A 22748-nucleotide genomic window follows, 5' to 3' on the forward strand; every position below is an offset into this window, starting at 1 on the left:
ACGATGCGGCCGCCGGACCGCTTCGTGGCGGGCTGGGCGGCCTTGTGCATGGCGGGAACGGCTTAGCTGAAGAGCCGGCGCGCCAGCGGCGAGCCCGCCGCGAGGTCGCGCGCGTCGAGCGTGTCGTAGAGCTGCTCGAGGTCGGCGCCGATGGCGTCCATGGTCTCGTCGCGCAGCAGCTGGCCGTCGCTGTCGGTCACCACGCCGTCCATTTCGCGCGCCAGCGTGGCGGCGATCTCGCGCATGCGGGTGAACGGCTGCTCGCCGCGATCGACCTGGGGCACGTCGAGGCTCAGGCTCAGTTCGCGGATCGCCGACTGCGCCGGGTCGTCGGCCAGCGCGGCCTGGGTGTCGAAGGCCAGGCCGAGGATCGGCGGCAGGCCCAGTTCGCTGGTCGGCAGCACCATGCGGCCCGGGATGATGCCGGCCACGAAGCCCAGCCGCGCCGCGTTCTGCTGCACGTAGCCTGGGCTCCAGGCCGCATGCAGCGCGCGCAGCACGAAGCCCAGCTGCGCATCGTGCGCACTGGCGAACTGGTCGAGTTCGCGGGCGCGCGCCACCTCGTCGAGCATCTCGGGAAATTCGGGCGCACCGTTCACCGTGTCGGCGAAGGCCTGGGCCTTCACCACGAACTCGGAATACTCGATCTCGTTGAGCGCGCCGGTGCGGTTGGCCAGTTGCACGCCGACCTGGAACGCGCCGTAGCGCTGTCCCGGCACGGGCGGCTCCCATTGCCGCGAGTGCTCGTTCAGGCCCTCGATGGCGACCGGCTTGCTGCCCGCGCGGCGCGTCGGCGGCATGGCGGCGATCGCGGCATCGCCCGAGGCCAGGCCGTCGAGCGAGATCGGCGCGATCACGTCGATCAGCGGATCGAGCCCGCCGCGCCGTTCGCCCGTGGGCACCGGCAGCGTGCCGGGCGCCGGCAGGTCGGGATCGAACAGCGGTTCGTGCCGGTCGTGCGTCGGCACCTGGCGCGGATCGATGTGCATCACCGGCTCGTAGCCGTCTTCGGACGGTGCGCGCTGCGCATCGGCCGGTTCGCCGTCGGCCGCATCGGGCTGGCGCGGTGCGTTGCGGCGCGAGCGCAGGGCGTCGTAGCCGATCACGGCCGCGAGGACGAGGCCACCGAGGATGGCCAGGGCAAGCGTGAGATTGCTCATGGGTGCGCGCGCCTCAAGCTGCCTCGACCATCGAGGCCGCCGCTTCCATGTCGACCGCGACGATGCGCGACACGCCCTGCTCCTGCATCGTCACGCCGATCAGTTGCTCGGCCATTTCCATGGCGATCTTGTTGTGGCTGATGAAGAGGAACTGGGTTTCGCGGCTCATGGCGGTCACGAGTTTGGCGTAGCGCTCGGTGTTGGCGTCGTCCAGCGGCGCATCCACTTCGTCCAGCAGGCAGAAAGGCGCGGGATTGAGCTGGAAGATCGCGAACACCAGCGCGATCGCGGTCAGCGCCTTCTCGCCACCCGACAGCAGGTGGATGGTCTGGTTCTTCTTGCCGGGCGGCTGCGCCATCACCTGCACGCCGGAGTCGAGGATCTCGTCGCCGGTCATCATCAGCTTGGCGTTGCCGCCGCCGAACAGCTCGGGGAACATGCGGCTGAAGTGCTCGTTCACGGTCTTGAAGGTGCCACCGAGCAGGTCGCGCGTTTCGGCGTCGATCTTGCGGATGGCGTCCTCGAGCGTGGTGATCGCCTCGTTGAGGTCGGCCGACTGGGCATCGAGGAAGACCTTGCGCTCGCTCGCCACCGCGAGCTCGTCGAGCGCCGCGAGGTTGACCGCGCCGAGCGCCACCACCTCGCGGTTCAGGCGGTCGATCTCGCCCTGCAGGCCGGTCAGCCGCACCTTGTCGGTCTCGATCGAGAGCGCGATGGCCTCGAGGTCGGCGCCGGCATCGGCCAGCAGCTGTTCGTACTGCTCGAAGCCCAGGCGCGAGGCCTGCTCCTTGAGCTGGAATTCGGTGATGCGCTGGCGCAGCGGATCGAGTTCACGCTCGAGCTGCAGCCGGCGCTCGTCGCTGGCGCGCAGCTTGAGCGTGAGGTCGTCGTACTGGCTGCGCGCGGCGCCCAGTGCGGTCTCGCGTTCGAGCTTGAGCGCGAGCGCATCCTGCAACCCGGCCTGGGCGGCGGCGTCCGACAGCCGGCTCAGTTCGCCGCGGGCGCGCTCGTCCTCGTCGGTCAGCGCCACGGTCTGCTGCGACGCGGTCTCGATCGAGCGGTTGAGCTCGCCGCGGCGCGCGTCGAGCGTGCGCTGCGCGAAGGTGGCTTCCTGCGCCTGGCGCTCCAGGCTGCGGTGCTGCTCGCGGCCGGCAGTCAGCGCGCGGCCGGCCTCGATCACGCGTTCGTCGAGCTCGGCATGGCGCTCCTGGCTGTCGGCCAGCTGCATGTCGAGCTCCTCGAAGCGGCCCTCGGCGGCGATGCGGCGCTCCTGCAGCTCCTCGAGCTGGGCGTCGACCTCGCCGAGGTCGGCCGCGAGCTGCTCGCTGCGCGCGCGGGTCTGCTCGGCCAGTTGCGTGAGGCGCAGGGTCTCGACCTGCAGCTCGTGCGCGCGCGACTGCGTGTCGGCGGCTTCGCGGCGTGCCGACACCAGCCGCTGCGCGGCGTCGGCGTAGGCGGCTTCGGCACGCACCAGCGCGGCACGCGCGTCTTCGCTGATCAGCGCCTGGGCGCGCAGCTGGCGGTCGAGGTTCTCCATTTCCTGCTGGCGCGCCAGCAGGCCGGCTTGCTCGGAATCGGGGGCGTAGAAGTTGACGCCGTGCGAACTCACGGCATGGCCGCTCTGCACGTAGATCGTCTCGCCGGGCTGCAGCGTGCCGCGCTGGGCCAGCGCCTCCTCGAAGCTCGCGGCGGTGTAGCAGCCATGCAGCCAGTCGGCCAGCAGCGCCTGCTGGCCCGCGTCGTTGAGACGCAGCAGGCTCGACAGCCGTGGCAGATTGGCGGCGCCTTCGGGCACGCCGGCGACCGGCGGGTTGTAGAAGGCCAGCTTGGCCGGCGGCGCGTCGTTGGCGAAGGCGCGGACCATGTCGAGGCGGCTGACCTCGAGCGCGCCCAGGCGCTCGCGCAGCGCGGACTCGAGCGCGTTCTCCCAGCCCTGTTCGATATGGATGCGGCTCCACAGGCCCTGCAGGCCGTCGAGCCCGTGCTTGGCGAGCCAGGGTGCGAGCTTGCCGTCGGTCTTGACCTTCTCCTGCAACGCGCGCAGCGCCTCGAGCCGCGCCGACAGCTCGGCATGGCGCGCGCCCTCGCTGTTCACCGCCTGCTGGCGCGCGCGGCGGTCGTCGTCGAGCCGCGGCACCGCTTCCTGCAGGTCCTGCAGCCGCGCATCGGCCTCGCTGGCCGATTCCTGCGCGGCCTCGAGCTGCTCCTGCATCGCCACCAGCTTCGCCTCGTCAGGCGCGGCCAGCCCCTTCTGGTCGGCGCGCAGCCGCTCGCTGCGCTGGTTGAGCTGGCGCGACTGCTCCTCGATGTTGCGCTGGTCGGCGGCCAGCACCTGGATCTGCTGCTGCACCTGCACCACGGCCGTGCGCTGCGCGTTGGCCTGGTCCTGCGCCCGCTGCTGCGCTTCCTCGAGCTCGGGCATGCGCGCGTCGTGCTCCTCGAGCTGGGCCGCCAGCAGCACGGCCTGCTCCTCGGCGTCGATGCCCTGGCCGGCCAGCGTCTCGATCTCGGCCTCGGCCTCGACGCGGCGGTTGTCCCATTGCGCGATCTGCTCGCGCAGCTGCACCAGCCGCTGCTCCACGCGCTGGCGGCCCTCGACCACGAAGCGGATCTCGCCCTCTAGCCGGCCGACCTCGGCGCTGGCTTCGTAGAGCTTGCCCTGGGCCTGATTGACCAGGTCGCCGGCGCCGTAGTGGGCCTGGCGCACGGTTTCGAGTTCGTTCTCGATGTGGCGCAGGTCGGCAGTGCGCGACTCGAGGTCGTTGATCGCCTTCTCGGATTCGGCCTTGATGCGCGCCTTGTCGCTCTCGCTCTCGGCGCGCTTGAGGAACCACAGCTGGTGCTGCTTCTTCGTGGCGTCGCCCTGCAGCGCGTTGTAGCGCGCGGCCACCTCGGCCTGCTTCTCGAGCTTCTCGAGGTTGGCGTTGAGCTCGCGCAGGATGTCCTCGACGCGCGTCAGGTTCTCGCGCGTGTCGGCCAGGCGGTTCTCGGTCTCGCGGCGGCGTTCCTTGTACTTCGAGACGCCCGCGGCCTCCTCGAGGAACAGGCGCAGTTCCTCGGGCTTCGATTCGATGATCCGGCTGATCGTGCCCTGGCCGATGATGGCGTAGGCGCGCGGGCCGAGGCCGGTGCCGAGGAACACGTCCTGCACGTCGCGCCGACGCACCGGCTGGTTGTTGATGAAGTAGCTGCTGGTGCCGTCGCGCGTGAGCACGCGCCGCACCGCGATCTCGCCGAACTGGTTCCACTGGCCGCCGGCGCGGTGGTCGGCGTTGTCGAACACCAGTTCCACGCTCGAGCGGCTGGCCTGCTTGCGCGTGGTCGTTCCGTTGAAGATCACGTCCTGCATCGACTCGCCGCGCAGCTCCGAGGCACGCGACTCGCCCAGCACCCAGCGCACCGCATCCATGATGTTCGACTTGCCGCAACCGTTGGGCCCGACCACCCCAACCAGTTGGCCCGGCAGCAGGAAGTTGGTGGGTTCGGCGAACGACTTGAAGCCCGAGAGCTTGATGGAATTGAGACGCACGACTTGTCGGCCTGTCCTGCGTGAATGTGTCCCCGGCTAGAGGGCCAGGTCAACAATTAACGCCAAGGTATTGATTTGTAAGGAAAATTGCACGGGCCCGCCGCTTGAAGCAGGCCGCCGCCCCAGCCGTGGATGATAACGTCAGGGCATGAGCGAATCCTCGGTTTCTCCCCTGAAAGACCGCCGCGCCTGGCTGCTCGCGGGCACCGGTGCCCTGCTCGGGCTCGGCGGCTGCGGCGCGTTCCAGAACACCCAGCGCGCCGAACCCTACGCCAACCAGGAATGGCTGCAGTCGAGCGCCAACCGCATCGCCAACCTCTCGCTGCGCGACAACCTCGAGTCGATACGGCGCGTGCAGACCACGCTCTACCGGCGCAATCCGCGCGAGTGGCGCAAGTCGGCGGCCAACATGGACGCCGCCAGCCAGCGCGCCTGGGCCGCCGTGACGCAGGGACCCGACCTGCCCGAGCTGCGCGGCGCCACCGGCATCGAGGCGATCCGCCTGGCCTTCGACACCGGGCCGCAGGGCTACCAGGGCGACCGCGTGGCCGCGCTGGTGGTGGGCTGGGCCTCGATGCTCAAGCAGGCCAACGGCGACACCTGGGAGCAGAGCATGATCGACGGCATCAATGCCGAGAACAGCTACCGGGCCGCGCGCAACTTCGAGATCTCGCTGTGGCTGATCGCCTCCAAGACCGGGCCCGACGGCCAGCCGCTGCTGCTGGCGACCGAGATCAGCGAGCGCGGCCGCAACCTCGTGGCCGACCGCGAGCTGTCGAAGGTGGTCGCGCGGCTCGACCTGCTGGCGGCCCAGGCCGACGAGAAATACCGGCGCGCGGCGCTCGATTTCGGGCAGAACTGGGTGATGGGCGTGGTGATGCCCTTCTTCACGCTGGTGCCGCGCTGAATCCGGGCGGGCGGCACGCCGCCGTCGCCGCAGCCCAGGGAGGCCTTGGGAAACATATTTCCGAATTGGCCATTTGCGGTAATATCTTTCCATGACCAAGCAGGAACTGATCGCCGCGCTGATCGCCCGCCGCGAGGCCTCCGGCCTCTCCGGGGCCGAGATCGCTCAGCGCTCGGGCCTGACCGAGCGTTCGGTGCGCAACGCGCTCGGCCCGCAGGGCAATCCGCAGATGTCCTCGCTGCTCGCACTGGTCGATGCGCTGGGGCTCGAGCTGCAACTGGTGCCCAAGGGCTTCGGCGCCAGCGCCGCGCTCGACACCGATGCCGGCTATCGCCCCGTACCCACGCGCGTGGGTACCGCCGTGGCCGCCTTGGCGCTGCCGCCCGAGCCGCCGCCCTACCTGCGCGAAACTCCGGCCCGCCGCGGCTCGCGCAAGCGCTCGCCATGAACGTCAAGATCCTCGAGATCGCGCTCGGCACGCGCCGCTTCGGCAAGCTGTTCCAGTACGCCGACCTGTGTCGCTTCGTGGCCGAGCCCGAGATCGTCGCGGCGCCGCCGGCCGAGGTGCTGTCGCTCTCGATGGTGGCGAACGATGCCGCCTCGCAGGCGGCCCTCTGGAGCGACATCAAGAATCCGCTGTTCAACGCCCAGGGCGGCCAGTTGCCGCGCTTCTTCCAGAACCTGCTGCCCGAAGGCGTGCTGCGCAGCCACATCGCGCAGTTACGCGGCTGCCGCGAGAACGACCATTTCGAGCTGCTCGCGGCCTGCGGCGGCGACCTGCCGGGTGCGGTGAGCGCGCGCCCGGTGTCGGTGGACCGCGCCACCTTGCAGCGGCTCATCACGCAAGACCAGGACGCGCTCGAGATGTCGGTGGTCGAGCTGCCGATGCCGCAGGGCATCTCGGTGTCGGGCGTGCAACCCAAGCTGGGACTTCGCCGCCAGGGCGGGCGCTACGTGGCGCGCACCCGCGCCGGCGCCAGCACGCGCGTGATCGCCAAGCTGCCCGTGGCCGGGCGGCCGCACATGCCGCAGCTGGAGATGCTCTCGCTGCAGATGGCCGCCGCCGCGGGTGTCGAGGTCTGCCATGCCGAACTTGCGCCGCTTGCGGCGATCTCGGCCGAGCACAGCTACGCCCTGCCCGACGAACCCGAATTCCTCGCGGTCACGCGCTTCGACCGCGAAGGCGCGCGCCGCATCCATTTCGAGGACTTCGCGCAGGTGCTGGGCTTCGACCCGCTGCACAAGTACGGCGGCAGCTACCTCGACATGGCGCTCGCGATGCGGGCCTTTCCCTCGCTCGGCGAGGAGGCGGTGCTCGAGCTGGTGCGCCGGCTCGCGGTCAACGAACTGCTCGGCAATCCCGATGCGCACCTGAAGAACTTCGGCGTGCTCTATCCCGACGGTGCCTCGCCGCGCTTCGCGCCGGCCTACGACATCGTGGCCTATGCGGCGCTGCAGGGCGTCGAGGGCCATGCGCTGCCGCTGCTCCCCGCCGCGGGCCATGCCGTGCCACGGCGCAGCGGCCTGTTCAGCCCCGCCAACGTGCGCGCCTTCTGCTTTTCGGCCGGCCTGCACGAGCCGCAGGTGCGGCGCGTGGTGAGCGACACCGCGCGTCGCGCGCGCGAGCAGTGGCCCGCGATGATCGACGACTCCCCCCTGCCCGCGCCCTGGAAGGCACGGCTGCAGCAGCGCCTGCAATCCCACCCCTTGCTGCAGGGAATGGCCCGGCGCGGCCAATAGGCCCCGAGTCTGGCGGAGCCGGCATCGCCGCGAGGCACGAGATACACACGCGCACAACTTTCCGCGATGATGCTTCCGCCCAGGTGACATAGTTCAACGCAACATGACGGGAATTGGCGCATGCGAGTCGGTATCGTGGTTCTGGAGTTGTTGATCGACGCGGGCGCGGCCTGCGCCGCCTTGGGCCTGCTCGGTGCCGGCAGCGCCGCCTTCACGGCCGCGAGGCGTCGCTACATCGGCGGCGACGGCAGCCTCGCGGCGCCCTCCCCGCACGGCCAGCCCGACGACCACGTCGACAACGGCCATTCAGGCGATTCGTCCTCGCGCCGGGAGTCCGCCACCAGAAGCTGAGGCAAACTGTCGCCGGCTCCCTGAATCTTCCACATCTACCAGCGACACCATGAGCTCCATCAATTTCATCGGCGGCGAAAAAGGCGGGGTCGGCAAGTCGGTCACGGCACGGGTCCTGGCCCAGTACTTCATCGACCACAGCCGCTCCTTCACGGGCTTCGACACCGACCGCTCGCACAGCTCGTTCACCCGCTTCTACGAAGGCTTCGCCTCGCCCGTGGTGGTCGACAGCTTCGAAGGGCTCGACACCGTGGTCAACGGCTTCGAGACCCATCCGCAGCAGAGCGTGATCGTCGACCTCGCGGCGCAGACGCTGGCACCACTGGCGCGCTGGATCAAGGAATCCGACCTGTTCGACGTCTTCGCCGAGATCGGCGTCACCGTCAATTTCTGGCACGTGCTCGACGACGGCAAGGACTCCTCCGACCTGCTCGGCACGCTGGTCGACACCTTCGGCAAGCGGCCCAACTACATCGTGGTGCAGAACTACGGCCGCGGCAGCGACTTCGGCACCCTGCTCGGTTCGCAATCGATGTCCAAGGCCACCGCGAACGGCGCGCGCGTGATCGCGCTGCCGCGCCTGCACGAGGCCAGCATGCGCAAGATCGATGCGCAGAGCACCAGCTTCTGGAAAGCCGTGAACGACCGCGAAGGCCCGCATGCGCTGGGCCTGCTCGAACGCCAGCGCGTGAAGTCGTGGCTGGCGACCGCCTACGCGGCCTTCGACACGCTGCCGCTTTGAGCGCTAGATCATCCCGCCGTTGACCGAGATCACCTGCCCGGTGATGTAGGCCGCCTCGTCGCTCGCAAGGAAGGCGGCCAGCGCCGCCACTTCCTCGGGCTTGCCGGCGCGCTTGGCGGGCACCATCTGCTGGATCAGCGCCGGGTCGAACGCCGCGTCGGCCATCGGCGAGGCGATGATCCCGGGCGCGATCGCATTCACCGTCACGCCGCGCGAGGCTACCTCGAGCGACAGCGCCTTGGTCGCGCTGTTGAGCGCGCCCTTGGCCGCCGCGTAGTTCACCTGCCCCTTGTTGCCCACCAGCGCCGCCACCGACGAGATGTTGAGCACGCGTCCCCAGCGGGTGCGCAGCATCGGAAGCAACAGCGGCTGGGTCACGCGGAAGAAGCCGTTGAGCGAGATGTCGATCACCTTGTGCCACTGCTCGGCGCGCATGCCCGGCAGCACCGCGTCGTCGTGCACGCCCGCGTTGTTGACGATCACCTGCACCGGCCCCGCTTCGAGCATGCGCGCACAGGCGGCCGCGCAGGCCTCGTCGCTACGCAGGTCGAAGACATGGCATTCGGCCTTGCCGCCGGCCGCTGCGATCTTCGCGGCCAGCTGCTCGACCGCCTCGGGGCGCGAGTTCGCATGCAGCAGCACGGTCGCGCCGTCGCGCGCGAAGCGTTCGGCCATGGCGGCGCCGAGCGCGCCGCTGGCGCCCGTGATCAGGGCGCGTTTTCCTTGGAGGCTCATGATTCCTTCGGGGTGTCCAGGGCCAGCGGCGTGTTCAGCACCACCACCGCGCGGCCGTCGGCCAGCGCACGGCCTTCGCCGTCCCTGAGCCAGAACTCGTACATCACCTGCTGGGCGTCGCCCGACAGCCGCCGCGCCTCGACCTGCAGGCGCCCCTCGACCTCGTCGAGCCGCGCCACCGTCGTGCGCACGCTGCGCGTGCTCGCGAGGAAGCCGGCCGAGGGCCTGTCGCCTTCGCTCGCCAGCAGCCCGCCATGCAGCGCCATCGCCTGCGCGGCGTATTCGACGGCATTCGGCGCCAGCAGCCCGCTGGCCGTGCGCAACGGGTTGTCGGCCTGGCGGTGGGTCGTGGTGCTGCAGCGGATCGTCTCGGCATCCCAGCCCTCGAGCCGTTCGAGCAGGCACATGCTGCCGCGGTGCGGTATGCGCTGCGCGATGCCGTCGCGCTCGAGCGTCTGCGGCACGAAGCTCATCGCGCGTCCTCCGGTGCGAGATCGGCCACCAGCAGCACGTTGGCGAACGGCGTGCCTTCGCTCATCGGAATGCTCTGCACGCCGAAACCCAGCCGTTCGAGCAGCGCCTTCCATTCGGCCAGCGGACGGCCCCAGGTCGGCGACACCTTGTGGCCGCGCACGCGCGTCACGGTGCGGTCGACCCACTGGCTGATCGCGAAGCCGCGGCGGCTCGAAGCATCGCCCACGCGCAGCAGCAGCCGCGCCCGGGGACTGCCGCCGCGCTGCAATGCATCGCGCACGCGGCGCAGCACGCCTTCCTGCGCGGCATGGTCCACGTAGTGCAGCACGTCGAGGATCACGACCAGGTCGCAATCGGGCAGGTCAGCCGCGCACATGTCGGCGCAGAGCAGCCGCGGCGCGGGCTCGAGGTGGCCGATCGAGGCCTCGGCGCGCGCCACGTCCTTGGGCATCAGCTCAATGCCGGTGTATTCGGCGGCGCTCGGCGTGGCGCCCCAGCCCGCGGGCCAGCGCCCCTGCTGCTGCATGCGGCTCATCGAGGCCAGCAGGCTCGCGAACAGGCCCTGGCCGCAGCCGATGTCGACCACGCGGCGATGCTGCGCATCGATCAACCCGCGTTCGAGCAGGCCGCGGAACACCGGATCGCGCCCGAGCTTGCCGCGCGCGAAGTGCCAGGCGAAGCTGCCGCCCTTCCTGTAGGGATCGGTGGCGGCCTCGTGCAGCTCGCGCCAGGCGCCGTCGGTCGAGAGCACGGCGCTCATTCCCGAAGCCCCTCGGGCAGGGTCACGGCGCGCAGTCCATCGGCGCGCAGGCGTTCGAGCAGCAAGGGCAGTACCTCCAGCAATACGGGTTCTCCACGGGCGGTGCGCGCGGCATTGCCGTCGTGCAGCAGCAGGATGTCGCCGGCCGCCAGGCCCCGCGTGAGGCGCGACAGCACGCGCTGCGCATCGCCCTCGCGGGTGTCGAAGCCGCGGCGGGTCCAGCTCACGAGCGACAGGCCGAGCCGGTGCAGCACCGGTTCCAGGAAGGGATTGCGCAGCCCGGCCGGCGCGCGAAAGCAGCTCGGGCGCTGGCCCGTGACCTCGCTCAGGATCTGCTGCGCCCGTGCGATCTCGCTGGCGAAGCCACGCGGGCCGAGGAAGGAAAAGTTGTGCCGATGCCGCGCCGTGTGGTTCTGGATGCTGTGGCCGCGCGCGACGATCTCGCGCGCCAGCGCCGGCTGGGCCTGCACGCGCTCGGCGATGCAGAAGAAGGTGGCGCGCTGGCCATGGGCATCGAGCAGGTCGAGTACGCGCGGCGTCACCGCGGGTTCGGGGCCGTCGTCGATGGTGATCGCCACCTCGCGGCGCGCGATCGCCGCCGCCGGCAGCCGCGTGACATTGGGGCCCAGCAGCCGACTGCGCGGCGTGAGCCCGGCCGCGGTGATCAACGCATGGTTGAGCACGATCGCGCCGAGGGCCCAGGGCCAGGCGCCCGGCACCAGCAGGCCCGCGCCGACGGCGGCCGCGTGCCAGGCCGCGCTGGCGCGAATGGCCGGCGGCCAGGGCCAGGATTCGGGAACGGCGGGTGCGGTCGACATGGCGCGGGATTGTGCGTCAGCCGCGCGCGCCGCCGTCCGAAGACCCCGCCTCGCCCGCGGGTGGCGTCACGCGGCGCGCGAAGGCGGCCGACAGCAGCAGCGCCAGCAGCGCGCCCGGCGCCACCACGCGGCCGATCGAGGACAGCGCGGGAATGTCGGAGATCGCGATCAGGCCGAAGGAGACCACGGTCGTCAGGTTGGCGAGCATCAGCGAGGCCAGCGTGTCCTCGTCGGCCCGGCCCGTCGTGCGCAGTTGGTCGAAGAACAGCGCGTAGTTCGAACCCACCGCCACGATCAGCAGCAGCCCCACCAGGTGCAGGATGCCGAGCGCGGCCTGCATCACGGCCATGCCGCCGAGCGTGAGCATCACGGCGAACAGCAGCGGCTGGCACACCGCCAGCAGGCGCCGGCCCGAGCGCAGGTAGATGCCCAGCAGCACGACCACGGCCAGCGCGCCCAGCAGCACCTGCACGAAGGCCTCGTGCAGGTAGCGCTGATAGAGGCTGCCGAGCTCGCGGCCCACGTCGACCACCTGCACCTCGGGCACGCCGGCGAGCGCGGCCTCGAGCTTCGCCTGCTCGAACTTCGGCCCCGGATGCAGCGCGATCAGCGTCGACCAGCCGCCGCCCGGGCGTTCGTACATCAGCGAGCTGACCACCGCGCGCAGCGGGCCTTCACGGAGTTCGTCGAGCTGCACCGGCTCGAGCCGGCGCGCGGCCTCGACGTCGGCGATGAAGGGCGCGAGCCGGCTGGCCGGCAGCGGCAGGCCCTGCGTGGCCTCGGCCAGGCGGGTGCGCAGCGTGTCGGCATCGGGCAGGCTCGCCAGCCGCGCCTGCTGGGCCGCGATGCTCGGCAGCACGCGGGTCACGGTCTCGAAGCCGCCGAGCTCGCCGCGATCGACCAGTGCGCCGAGCTTCGCGCTCGCGGCCTCGTTGTTGCGCAGCGCCGCCTGGGCGTCGGCGCCGTTGGCCATCACGATGATGCCGCCGTCGCTGGTGCCGATGTCGTTGCGCAGCATCTCGTCGAGCTGCTGCTGCGCGCGCGGCACCGGGCTCATCGCGCTGAGGTCGGCGCGCCACAGGTGGCCGCCCTGCCACAGCACCAGCGCCACCGCGGCCACGCCCAGCGCCGCCAGCGGCCAGCGCAGGCGCGGCAGGTTGCGCACCAGCAGGCCCGCGAAGCTCGCCATCTGGCGCCGCATGCCCATGCCGGTGGCGCCGTCGGGTGCGAGCATCGGCAGCGCGTAGCGGGTGGCGACGGCGGCCGCGACCAGGCCCGCGATCGAGAACACGCCGAGCTGGGCCAGGCCCGGGAAGCCCGAGAACACCAGCGCCGCGAAGCCGCAGACCGAGGTCAGCAGCCCGATGCGCACCGTGGGCCAGTGCACCGTGCGCCAGCGCTGCCAGCCGGTGCCGGGCACGGCCGCGCCGCGCGCCTGGATCAGGTAGTAGATGGCGTAGTCGACGGTCTCGCCGATCAGCGTGCTGCCGAAGCCCAGCGTGAGCCCGTGCACCGAGCCGAAGACCCAGCTGACCGCCGCGGTGCCGATCACCACGCCGGTGGCCACCGGCAGGAAGGCGATCACCAGCGCGCGCGGCGAGGCGAAGGCCAGCAGCAGCAGCCCGCCCATGACGATGCCGCCGACGATCGCGAGATGGATCGCCTCGGTCTTGATCTTGTCGCGGCTGAGCACCGAGAACACCGGCGGGCCGGTCAGCAGCAGTTGCGGCTTGGCTTCGCCCAGATCGCGCGTGGCCGCCTCGTGGGCCGCGTGCACGCGCGCGATCGCCACCGCCTGCGCGTCGAGGTCGCTGCCGGCGGCGCGCGTGGTCAGGATCATCAGCGCGCGCGGCGCGGTGCGCGACATCCACACGCCGCCTTCGCTGCGCGGCGCGCTGGCCGGCACCAGCTCCTCGGCGATGCGCGTGGTCTCGCCCGTGGGGTCGCGGTCGAGGAAGGGCTTGATCACGTTGCCGGCCGGCGTGCCGAGCATCGACAGCGTCTCGTTGATCGCGTCGCGCAAGCCCTCGACCGTGAAGCGCTCGGGCGCCACGCCCGGCGAGAGCTGGTAGCGGTGCTGGAACACCCAGGTGCCGGCCTCGGTCCAGTCGCCGGTGTCGCCGTTCTGGATCAGGTCGAACAGCTGGCTCTCGCGCATGCTCTTCGCCATCGCGCGCGACACCTGCGCGCGCGCCTCGGGCGTGCCGCCCTCGAGGCCCAGCATCAGGGTGCGCGAGGCCACGCCGCTTTGCAACTGCTCGATCAGCACGCGCTGGCGCGCATCCGGGCTCTTGGGCAGGAAGGCCGACAGGTCGGCGTTGAAATGGGTGCGCGAGATCTCGAACACGCCGGCCAGCAGCAGCGCCACCCAGACCAGCAGCACGACCGCGCGGCGCTGCCAGCTCGGCGGCCCCTGCGGCGCGGTCGCGCTCACGGCGTGGCGCGCCCGGCCGGCGCCGCCGCCGGTGCGGGGGCAGCCGCGGGACGGTCGGGCACGATGTTCATCACCGAGCGGTCGCCGCCGACGAACTCCATCTCGAGCCCGAGCACGTCGCTCGCGCGCCCGCTGATGCGCATGCTGCGCACCTGGGCCGCGAGCCGGCTGTCGATCGGCGTGAGGTCGAGCGCCCACTGGTTGGCCGAACCGGACACGGTGCTGCGGAAGTAGCGCTGCAGCGTGGTGCCGTCGCCGCTGAGCGTGCCGCGCATGGCTTCGACCAGGCCCAGCAGCTCGGGCATGCTGTCGAGCGCGAGCGTGCGGTTGCGGCCGCCGCGCGACAGGGTCAGCGTGTTGCCCTCCACCGCCATGGTCTCGACGCGCGGCGACAGCGTGCGGCGCACCAGCTTGTCGGGCGCATCGAAGCTCAAGGTGCCGCGCGCATCGAGCGGGCCTTCGAGGCCGTGCACGAAGCGCTGCTCGGTGAAGCGGGCCTCGCCGCTCTTCTGTTTGGCCAGCAGGCCCATCAGTTCGTTGAGGTCGAAGGCCCAGGCCGGTGCGGCGCCGAAGGCCAGCACGAGCAGCAGGGCCTGGAAGAACCGTTCAAGCCGCCGCGGGCGCATCTGCATCTTCGAGCCAGAAATCATGGAAATTGAACCAGTTGTAGGGGTAGGCGCGGCACAGCGCCTCCAGGCGCGCCACATAGGCTTCGACCGCGGCGCGGATCAGCCGTTCGCGCTCGGCGGCATCGGCCGGGCGCTGGCCGAAGTCGGCCAGGCGTTCGAAGCGGACATCGTAGCGCGCACCGCCGTGGTAGACCCCGGCCATGAAGAACACCGGCCGCCGCAGCAGCGCCGCGAGCCGGAATGGCCCGTCGTTGAAGCTGGCGGGCCGGCCCAGGAACGGCAGCACGATGTTGTTGCCGCGCTGCTGCGCCGGCTGGTCCTCGCTGCCGGGCAGCGTGCGGTCGGCCAGCATGCCGCCCATGCCGCCGCCGTCGAGCCAGTCGCGCAGCGCGAGCATCGAGTGCGGCCGGCCCAGCGCGATCACGTGCGGCCGCGCTTCGGGCAGGCTGATCGCATTGAGGATGGCGGTGATGCGCTGCGCGTTGTCGGGGTACATCAGCATCGCGAGGCGCATGCGCGCCTGGTCGGGCTGCTGGCGCTTGCAGGCGCCCATGGCCTCGAAGCTGCCCACGTGCGCACCGAGCAGGAAGGCACCGCGCCCCTCGCCTGCCGCGTTCTCGAGCTCGACCTGGCCGTCCATGCGGAAGTCGAACAGGTCCATGCGCCCGCGCAGGAAATACACCCGGTCGAGCACCGTCGAGGCGAAGGCATGCAGCAGCTTGAAGCCGTCGACCCAGCCGGCCTGCGGGCCGATGGCGCGGAACAGGTAGCGCTTGATGTGGCGCCGCGGCGTGGGCGCGAACAACAGGAAGTACAGCGCGATCGGCGGCAGCAGCAGCCGCGTGATGCGCCGGCCGAAGAAGATCGCCATGAAGCAGATGAAGCGCAGCGCGAGCATGTTGCTGCGCTCGGGGGCGCGGGTCCAGTCGGCTGCCTCGGCCTCCGTCCGGGCCGCGGCGTTCACCGCGCGGGTCTCGGCCTCCGTGTGCTTCATCGCGGCGACTCTGCCACGGGGGTCCAGCGGCCGGTGACAGCCACCGCGCCGTCGCAGCGCACGTCGAAGCGCACACCGCCGCCGCTGGCCTCGGGGTTCAGCTCGATCGCCAGCACGGCGCCCGGGCGCACAGGCGCCAGGAACTTGGCCGCGGCCAGCGTGGGATTGGCGCCGAGCCGGGCCAGCAGCGCCGGCACGCGGCGGATCGCCTCCTGCACCTCGGCCAGCAACAGCGCGCCCGGCAGCAGCGGCTGGCCGGGAAAGTGGCCGGCGAACGCCGGATGGTCGACCGGCACCGTGTGCAGAAGCCGCACCGGCGTGCCGTCCTCGGCCAGTTGCGCCAGCGCGAACTCGCGCAGCGCGCGCACCGTGAGCTTGCCCGTGCCCTCGCGCGGAAAACTCTTCACGTGCACCACGCGCCGCGGCACGAAGACCGGCTCGAGCCGTTGCCGCAGCGCAGCAACGATGGCCGCCGCCGTGAGTTCGGGCGCGACCACGAAGGCGATCGGCCGCACCACGCCGTCGGCCACCTCGTCGGGCAGCCAGAAGGCGCCGTCGTCCACGCCGGGAATGCTGTTGAGGTGGTAGTTGAGGTGGGCCAGCGAGCTGCGCCGGCCGGCCACGTGGATCAGGTCGTTGGCGCGGCCGAACAGCCGGAAGCGGCGTTCGTCGAGCAGCTCGAGCACGTCGGCCATCGGCGTCGGCTCGGGCAGGAAGTCGCCGCTGAAGATGAAGCGCTCGTTGCCGTCCTCGCCACCCGGCTCGGCATGCACGCGGATCTCGCCGAAGGTCTCCCAGACCTCGGTCTCGGTGGTGCGGCGCATCGCGACCTGGCCCGACTCGGTGCTGCCGTAGATCTCGAGCAGCACGCCGTGCAGCGCCTGCTCGGCCTGGGCGGCGAGCTGCGGCGACAGCGGCGCGGTGGCCGAGAGGATCAGGTCGACCTCGGGCAGCGCGATGCCCGACAGCAGCAGCGTCTTGAGGTGGAACGGCGTGGTCACCAGCGCGCGCGGCCGCGGCACCGAGGCCAGGGCCTGCGCCACGTCGGCCGGGAAAAAGGGGCGGCCGCTGTCGAAGGCGGCGCCGCCGAGCATGGCCAGCAGCACCGAGGATTCGAGCCCGTAGCTGTGCTGCACCGGCACCGTGGCGACCAGCGTCAGGCCCGCGAGCGAAGGAAGATCGAGCACGCGGCACAGGCGTTCCACCGCCACCGCCACGTCGCCCGTGAGCGTGCGCCAGGTCTTGGCATGCGGCTGGGGCGCGCCGGTGGAGCCCGAGGTCAGCAGGCTGGCCGCGTGGCGTTCGGCGTCGATCATGGGCACGGTGGCCGTGTCGGCAGCACCGCCGGCATCGGCCGGCGATGGGCCGGCGGCCTTCTCGATCACCAGGCGCGCCATGCCGGGCGTCTGCAGCGCCGGGTCGTCGACCAGCGCGAACAGCCCGTCGCCATGCGATTCGCGCAGCCGCGACAGGGTGTCGGCGCGCGCGTCGGGCGGCAGCAGGCTGGCATGGCCGCGCACCAGGGCCGCGGCCATGCCGACGATGAAGTCGTAGCGGTCGGAACAGAGATTGACCGCGGCGCCCTGCGCGGGCAGTTGCGGCGCGAGGCGGGCCACGTCGGCCAGGAATTGGCGCGTGCTCAGCGGCACGCCGGCGCGCCAGGCGAGCGGCGCATCGGGATCGCGCTCGGCGAGCAGCGGCAGCAGGCCAGGATTCGGTGTCACGCGGTGCCTTTTCCTCTCTCGTGTCGGTCCGCCGGGCCGGCGGAAATCAGCGCGGGCCGCCGCCGGCGCTGCTGTCGGCCGACGAACTGCCGTAGAAGGCGCGCACCGCATCGACCATGCGGGTGCGCTCGAACTCGGGGTGCAGCCGGTAGCGCAGCAGGTGTTCGCCGACGAACAGCAGCGCCACGCTGGCGGGCGTCAGCACGTTGGCCAGCAGCGACCAGGCCGAGAACGACAGCGTGAGGTAGACCACGATCGACGACAGCACCACCAGCGCGAAATAGCCGGTCCAGATGCGCGTGAGCTGCGTCGTGTAGGCGCGCATCGCGCCGCGCAGCGGATGCACGCGCTGCGCGAACTGGGTGATCAGCGGCACGCTGTCGCCGCGCAGCGTGGAGCCGAACCAGCCGCAGAGCAAGGCATTGATGGCCACGTGCTGGAACACGTAGAGCCGGTTGGTGTCGCCCGCTTCGCCGCTGAGCACCAGCGCGAAGCCGGCCAGGCCCAGCACGACCACCGCGGCGAAGCCCCAGCGGCCGAAGCGGCTGGCGGCGAAGCCCATGGCGGCCAGCCACAGCGGCCCGAGCAGCACGACCACCGCCCACGGCTCGGTGGCGTGGAACAGCATCATCCAGTGGGAAGCACCGGCATAGGCCACCCCCACCAGCAGCAGGAGCGCCAGGCGCCATCGTGACATGGGGTTCAGGCCGCGCGGTTCTGGGCGACGTGGGCCGCGAGCGTACGCAACGACTGGAAGATCTGCTGGTTGCGCTCGTCGTCCGAACGCAGCTGGAAGCCGTAGCGGCGCGAGACTTCGAGCGCGACCTCGAGGATGTCGATCGAATCAAGGCCGAGGCCTTCGCCGTACAGCGGCTCGGTCGGGACGATGTCGGCTGGCGCCACCTCGAGGTTGAGGGCGTTCACCAGCAGCACGGCCAATTCCTGCTCGATCGGCGACTGTTCGGCATCGCCATCGGCGGGAATGGGGGGCTGAGCAGTCGAAGACAAGAAAAACCTCCAGAAACTTTTGCCGCAAGGGCGCGTGGGCCGTGGATTATAGGAGGGCAGCTTGATTAGACTGGCCGCCTCGACACGACCCGGAACCGTCCATGGCCGACCCTCTTCTGATCGCCCGCCACGAGAGCGTGGAATGCGCCCTCCTCCCTGCCCTCGCCAACCGCCACGGCCTCATCACCGGCGCCACCGGCACCGGCAAGACGGTCACGCTGCAGACCATGGCCGAAAAGCTGTCGGCCATCGGCGTGCCGGTGTTCATGGCCGACGTCAAGGGCGACCTGACCGGGATCAGCCAGAAAGGCGCCATCGGCGAAAAGATGGCCACCACGCTCAAGGAGCGCGGCATCGACCTGCCCGAGCCGCTGGGCTGCCCCGTCACGCTGTGGGACGTGTTCGGCGAACAAGGGCACCCGGTGCGCGCCACCATCTCCGACATGGGGCCGCTGCTGCTGGGCCGCATGCTCGACGTGAACGAAACCCAGGCCGGCGTGCTGAACCTGGTGTTCAAGATCGCCGACGACAACGGCCTGCTGCTGCTCGACCTCAAGGACCTGCGCGCCATGCTGCAGTACGTGGGCGAGAACGCAAGCCAGTTCACCACCGAGTACGGCAACATCAGCGCCGCCAGCGTGGGCGCGATCCAGCGCGGCCTGCTGCAGATCGAGACCCAGGGCGGCGACAAGTTCTTCGGCGAGCCCATGCTCAACATCGCCGACTTCATGCAGACCGAGGGCGGCCGCGGCGTGGTCAACATCCTCGCGGCCGACAAGCTCATGAACTCGCCGCGGCTGTACGCCACCTTCCTGCTGTGGATGCTGTCGGAGCTGTTCGAGCAGTTGCCCGAAATCGGCGACCCCGAGCAGCCCAAGCTGGCCTTCTTCTTCGACGAGGCCCACCTGCTGTTCAACGAGGCGCCCAAGGCGCTGGTCGAGCGCATCGAGCTGGTGGTGCGGCTGGTGCGCTCCAAGGGCGTGGGCGTGTATTTCGTGACCCAGAACCCGCTCGACATTCCCGATTCGGTGCTGGCCCAGCTCGGCAACCGCGTGCAGCATGCGCTGCGCGCCTTCACGCCGCGCGACCAGAAGGCGGTGAAGGCCACCGCCACCACCATGCGGCAGAAGCCCGGCCTCGACATCGAGAAGGCCATCACCGAGCTCGCGGTCGGCGAGGCGCTCGTGAGCTTCCTCGACGAGAAGGGCCGCCCGAGCGTGACCGAGCGTGTCTACGTGCTGCCGCCCGGCAGCCAGATCGGCCCGATCACCGCCGCGCAGCGCCAGGCGCTCTTGGCCAATTCGCTGGTGGCGGGCGTCTACGAGAAGGCGGTCGACCGCGAATCGGCCTACGAGAAGCTCAAGGGCCGCGCCGAGACCGCGCCCGGAGCCCCCGCGGCGGGCAAGGCGGCGCCCGGCAAGCCGGCCGAGGAAGGCTCAGGCGCCGGCGGCATGCTCAACGACCTGCTGTTCGGCCACACCGGCCCGCGCGGCGCCAAGCACGACGGCCTGGTGCAGACCATGGCCAAGTCGGCGGTGCGCACCATGGGCACCTCGGTCGGCAAGGAGATCCTGCGCGGCGTGCTCGGCGGCATCTTCGGCTCGAAGAAGCGCTGAGCCGCGGCGGCGACGGCACCTCCATGTCCTCGGGCAAGACACCGGCCAGGGACATCGCGGCGTTCTGGGAGCGCTGCATCTGGCCGCGCGTGCTCACCCAGTGCGAACGCGAGACCGCCTACAAGGCGCTCTACACGCGCGAGCACGGCCAGGGCGAATTCGTCTGCCAGCGCAACGAGATCGCCGACAGCTGGATCGGCGTGATCGAGGGCTTCCTGCGCGTGCAGGACACCTCGGCCGACGGCAAGCCCGTGATGTTCACGGGCGTGGCCGCGGGCGGCTGGATCGGCGAAGGCTCGCTGCTGAAGGTCGAGCAGCGCAAGTACGAGATCGCCGCCACCCGCCCCACCGTCACCCTGCACCTGCCGCGCGACACCTTCACCTGGCTGCTCGACAGGAGCGTGCCGTTCAACCACTTCATGCTGTCGCACCTGAACGAGCGGCTCAGCCAGTTCATCGCCACGGTCAAGTTCGACCGCCTGCTCGAGCCCACGGGCCGCGTCGCGCGCGGCATCGCGAGCCTGTTCCATCCGGTGCTCTATCCCAACACCGACGCCACCCTGCAGATCAGCCAGGAGGAGATCGGCTGGATGGTCGGCGTGTCGCGCCAGCGCGTGAACGTGGCGCTGCACGAGCTCGAGGCCGCGCAGCTCATCAAGACCGGCTACGGCTACATCAACGTGCTCGACCGGCAGCGCCTGTCGCGCTATCCGACCAACCAGCCGGGCTGAAACGCCCGCGCGCGGCGGGCGTTACGGCGCGTCGACCTCTCAGAGCGGCGTCGACACCGGCGCGGCCGGCAGGTCCTGCCCGCCCGGGCCACCGCGGAAGGTGGTCGGCGTCCACGGCACCTGCCCCACGCCCGGCTTGCTCCAGTCGCACACGCCATCGGGGAAGGTCGCCTGCAGCCGCACCTGCTGGCCGCCCGTGAAGACCGCGCCGGCATAGTCGGCCGATGCGAAGTCGATCGGCTTCAGCTGGCACTTGAACACGTCCTCCGACAAGGGTCCGCCAGACACGATGCGCACCGACTCGTAGGGCTTGACCGGGCAGGCGGCGCTGCCGAAGCCGATGTCGACCAGCTCGGCGGTGGTCATGCCCGCGGTCGCGATGCACTGGTCGACCGCGTCGGAGGGCTTGTTCTTCACGACCTTCTTCTCCTTCGGGTCGGCGGACCTGTCGGCCTCCATGGCGCTGAGCCAGCGGTCCATCATCAGGAAGGCCTGCCGGGTCAGCGCGACGCCGGTGCCGGCGTTGCTCGCCAGCACCACGTGGTTGTCGTGCCCGCCGTTGCCCGCGTCCAGCCGCGCGCGTTGCTGGTAAGTGCGCCAGGCCATGTGGATGTCGGCGCCGAGCTCGGGCCGCAGGTCGATGACCGGCACCTTCGCGAGGTTCTTCGCGTAGCTGACGAGGCCGCTGCGGTAGAGCGCGGTCATCGCGCTGGTCTGCATCCGGGCACGCGCCGCGGGAATCACGGCCTTGTCGCCCGACCAGATCATGTCGGCGTCCCAGCTGCCGATGCCTTCGTTGAGCGCGACGAACTCCTCGGGCGTGATGGCGCCGGAGCGCAGGGCCTTGAGCCCGTACTGCACGCCCGCGTTGTCGTAGGGCAGGTTCGGCACGGTGTTGCCGTTGAGCTCGGTGGTGCCGAGGATCGCCGTCATCACGTCATGGATCGTGCAGCGCACGCCGTTGGGCCGCAGCGCCGGGTCGTACACCAGCGCCGCCGGAAAGCCCGGCCCGCAGTTGGTGGCCTGCACCGGGTTCTGCGGCGCGAGGAAGGAATAGACCCAGTTGGTGCAGTAGTCGGCCGTCGGATGGCCTTCGATGGCCGCGCGCGCCGCCGGCGACAGGCCGGCACCCGGGCCGGTGCCGTAGTAGCGCCAGAGGTTGCCGCAGTCGCGCGTCTCGATCCAGGTCGTCACCGCGTCGGGGTAGCTGTAGCCGGTCTGCAGGCCGTCGAGCAGGCCGGGCATCACCGAGGCCGGCACGGTCTGCATCATCGAGCCGCCCGAGCCGCCGTCGGACATGGTGTAGCGGATCTCGCCATAGGTGTCGATGATGTGTTCCTTGACCATCATGATGTTCTCGGTCGCGAGGAACTCGTTGTTGTTGTCGTTGTGGTTGGTGAGCTGCGAATTGACCGTCATGAAGCCGGCGCGCAACGCGTTGTCGTCGAACAGCGCCGTGCCCGGGTTCTGCTGGAAGCGGTTGCCCGAGGCCGAGGCGCCCATCTTCCAGAGCACCTTGCCGTTCCAGCCCTTCTGCGGCTCCCACGGCGTCCACGGCTTGGCGGGATCGAAGTACACCGCCACCTGGTATTCGCTGCGGCCCATCGTGCCCAGTTCCACGCGCAGCAACGCCTTCACGGTGTCGCCGCGGTCGGTCGTGAAGTTCGCGATCTCGGCGTCCTTCGGGCGCTTGGCCGGGTCGTACTGCAGGAAGCAGGCGTAGGGGCCGAAGGGCTGCTGGCCGCAGTCGGTGCCCTCCTTGGCCTTGGGCTGGTAGTAGTAGGTGTAGATGGTGGGCGCGTTGCAGTCGGCGTCGACCGGGTCGGCGTCGAGGCCGCTCACCTGCGTGGTCGCGGTGGCCGAGAGCCCGGTGCCGGGCACCGTCACCGTCGTGACCGAGCCGGCCTTCGTGGCGCAGATCCACGGCTGCACCGGCGTGCCCGCGAAGATGTTGCCGCCACGGGCGAAGTTCTCGATCGCGAGCTTCGCGCCCGTCTTCGTCGACTTGAGCGTGGCCGTGAGCGTGTTGCTGCCCACGCGCAGCCCGGTCACGGTACCGAGCACGCGGCCGTTGGCGCGCAGCGCGAAGGCGGAGGAGATGTCCTTGCCGTCGAGGTCCACCGCGAGGTCGAGCGCGCTCTTGCCCTCGGGCAGCACGATCTCGACGTAGGCATCGCCGTCGCTGATCATGTCGGCGCGGTTCGACAGCGTCCTGATCTTGAGTTCGCCCGTCGCCGCCGGCGGTGGCGATTCCGGCTGCGAGCCGGAGGGCGGAAGAATCGGCAGTGCCACGCCGCCGCCACCGCCGCTGCCGCCGCAGCTCGCGAGGGTGACGACCGCGCACAGGCCCAGGACCCGCAGTCCCGTTCTGAGGATGTCTCGCATCGATGTCTCCT

The 22748-nt window shown here is 70.7% G+C and carries 20 protein-coding genes; 7 read left to right on the plus strand and 13 right to left on the minus strand.

Going from position 1 to position 22748, the window contains the following annotated elements; genetic code table 11:
* Window positions 1–62: 62 nt before the first annotated feature.
* Window positions 63–1160 (minus strand): cell division protein ZipA C-terminal FtsZ-binding domain-containing protein, encoded by a 1098-nt coding sequence (locus AC07RM_RS15235; RefSeq protein ID WP_093342147.1) that lies wholly within the window; start codon window positions 1158–1160, stop codon window positions 63–65.
* A 13-nt stretch (window positions 1161–1173) separates the two neighbouring features.
* A complete protein-coding gene (gene smc / locus AC07RM_RS15240; RefSeq protein ID WP_495335081.1) occupies window positions 1174–4689 on the minus strand; it encodes a chromosome segregation protein SMC in 3516 nt (1171 codons plus the stop codon).
* A 148-nt stretch (window positions 4690–4837) separates the two neighbouring features.
* Here smc and AC07RM_RS15245 point away from each other — a divergent pair, with 148 nt between their 5' ends.
* The 5 genes from AC07RM_RS15245 to AC07RM_RS15265 all read left to right on the plus strand — a co-directional run bounded on the left by AC07RM_RS15245 (window position 4838) and on the right by AC07RM_RS15265 (window position 8429).
* Complete coding sequence (locus AC07RM_RS15245) at window positions 4838–5596, plus strand: hypothetical protein (protein ID WP_203201117.1); 759 nt, start codon at window positions 4838–4840, stop codon at window positions 5594–5596.
* A gap of 91 nt (window positions 5597–5687) precedes the next feature.
* Window positions 5688–6044 carry a helix-turn-helix domain-containing protein gene (locus AC07RM_RS15250; protein WP_093342151.1) on the plus strand — a complete coding sequence of 119 codons (357 nt, stop codon included), beginning with the start codon at window positions 5688–5690 and terminating at the stop codon, window positions 6042–6044.
* Window positions 6041–7336 carry a type II toxin-antitoxin system HipA family toxin gene (locus AC07RM_RS15255; RefSeq protein ID WP_495335082.1) on the plus strand — a complete coding sequence of 432 codons (1296 nt, stop codon included), beginning with the start codon at window positions 6041–6043 and terminating at the stop codon, window positions 7334–7336. The genes AC07RM_RS15250 and AC07RM_RS15255 overlap by 4 nt, the downstream gene beginning before the upstream one ends.
* Window positions 7337–7456: 120 nt before the next feature.
* A complete protein-coding gene (locus tag AC07RM_RS15260) occupies window positions 7457–7687 on the plus strand; it encodes a hypothetical protein (RefSeq protein WP_296794503.1) in 231 nt (76 codons plus the stop codon).
* A 49-nt stretch (window positions 7688–7736) separates the two neighbouring features.
* Entirely contained in the window at window positions 7737–8429 is a 693-nt protein-coding gene (locus AC07RM_RS15265; protein WP_093342156.1) for a P-loop NTPase family protein, read from the plus strand.
* A gap of 3 nt (window positions 8430–8432) precedes the next feature.
* On the opposite strand, the gene fabG is transcribed toward AC07RM_RS15265, so the two are convergent.
* Genes fabG through AC07RM_RS15315 form a run of 10 tightly spaced genes read right to left on the minus strand, consistent with a single transcriptional unit; the run spans window position 8433 to window position 18005 of the window.
* Window positions 8433–9164 (minus strand): 3-oxoacyl-ACP reductase FabG, encoded by a 732-nt coding sequence (gene fabG, locus AC07RM_RS15270; protein WP_296782834.1) that lies wholly within the window; start codon window positions 9162–9164, stop codon window positions 8433–8435.
* Complete coding sequence (locus tag AC07RM_RS15275; RefSeq protein WP_208513679.1) at window positions 9161–9637, minus strand: hotdog family protein; 477 nt, start codon at window positions 9635–9637, stop codon at window positions 9161–9163. The genes fabG and AC07RM_RS15275 overlap by 4 nt, the downstream gene beginning before the upstream one ends.
* Window positions 9634–10398 carry a class I SAM-dependent methyltransferase gene (locus AC07RM_RS15280; protein WP_495335083.1) on the minus strand — a complete coding sequence of 255 codons (765 nt, stop codon included), beginning with the start codon at window positions 10396–10398 and terminating at the stop codon, window positions 9634–9636. The genes AC07RM_RS15275 and AC07RM_RS15280 overlap by 4 nt, the downstream gene beginning before the upstream one ends.
* Window positions 10395–11216 (minus strand): polysaccharide deacetylase family protein, encoded by an 822-nt coding sequence (locus AC07RM_RS15285; protein WP_495335084.1) that lies wholly within the window; start codon window positions 11214–11216, stop codon window positions 10395–10397. The genes AC07RM_RS15280 and AC07RM_RS15285 overlap by 4 nt, the downstream gene beginning before the upstream one ends.
* 16 nt (window positions 11217–11232) lie before the next feature.
* Window positions 11233–13650, minus strand: coding sequence for an MMPL family transporter (locus AC07RM_RS15290; protein ID WP_495335085.1), 2418 nt, complete (start codon window positions 13648–13650; stop codon window positions 11233–11235).
* Window positions 13647–14300 carry a LolA-related protein gene (locus AC07RM_RS15295; protein WP_495335086.1) on the minus strand — a complete coding sequence of 218 codons (654 nt, stop codon included), beginning with the start codon at window positions 14298–14300 and terminating at the stop codon, window positions 13647–13649. The genes AC07RM_RS15290 and AC07RM_RS15295 overlap by 4 nt, the downstream gene beginning before the upstream one ends.
* Window positions 14257–15273, minus strand: coding sequence for a lysophospholipid acyltransferase family protein (locus AC07RM_RS15300; RefSeq protein ID WP_093342166.1), 1017 nt, complete (start codon window positions 15271–15273; stop codon window positions 14257–14259). The genes AC07RM_RS15295 and AC07RM_RS15300 overlap by 44 nt, the downstream gene beginning before the upstream one ends.
* On the minus strand, window positions 15270–16997 hold the full coding sequence (locus AC07RM_RS15305; protein WP_495335087.1) for an AMP-binding protein: 1728 nt from the start codon (window positions 16995–16997) through the stop codon (window positions 15270–15272). Before AC07RM_RS15305 ends, AC07RM_RS15300 begins: the two co-directional genes overlap by 4 nt.
* Before the next feature lie 46 nt (window positions 16998–17043).
* Window positions 17044–17694 carry a COG4648 family protein gene (locus tag AC07RM_RS15310; protein ID WP_208513674.1) on the minus strand — a complete coding sequence of 217 codons (651 nt, stop codon included), beginning with the start codon at window positions 17692–17694 and terminating at the stop codon, window positions 17044–17046.
* 5 nt (window positions 17695–17699) lie between these two features.
* On the minus strand, window positions 17700–18005 hold the full coding sequence (locus AC07RM_RS15315) for a phosphopantetheine-binding protein (RefSeq protein WP_057596224.1): 306 nt from the start codon (window positions 18003–18005) through the stop codon (window positions 17700–17702).
* Window positions 18006–18106: 101 nt separating this feature from the next.
* Here AC07RM_RS15315 and AC07RM_RS15320 point away from each other — a divergent pair, with 101 nt between their 5' ends.
* Both AC07RM_RS15320 and AC07RM_RS15325 read left to right on the plus strand, forming a co-directional pair.
* Window positions 18107–19621, plus strand: coding sequence for a helicase HerA-like domain-containing protein (locus AC07RM_RS15320; RefSeq protein WP_495335088.1), 1515 nt, complete (start codon window positions 18107–18109; stop codon window positions 19619–19621).
* 23 nt (window positions 19622–19644) lie between these two features.
* Window positions 19645–20352: a Crp/Fnr family transcriptional regulator gene (locus AC07RM_RS15325; RefSeq protein WP_093342173.1), complete on the plus strand. Its 708-nt coding sequence runs from the start codon at window positions 19645–19647 to the stop codon at window positions 20350–20352.
* Window positions 20353–20391: 39 nt separating this feature from the next.
* Here the strand turns inward: AC07RM_RS15325 and AC07RM_RS15330 are convergent, their stop codons facing one another.
* Entirely contained in the window at window positions 20392–22737 is a 2346-nt protein-coding gene (locus AC07RM_RS15330) for a DUF6351 family protein (RefSeq protein WP_495335089.1), read from the minus strand.
* Window positions 22738–22748 lie beyond the last annotated feature (11 nt).

The organism is Variovorax sp. GW821-FHT09B05 (assembly GCF_059418265.1).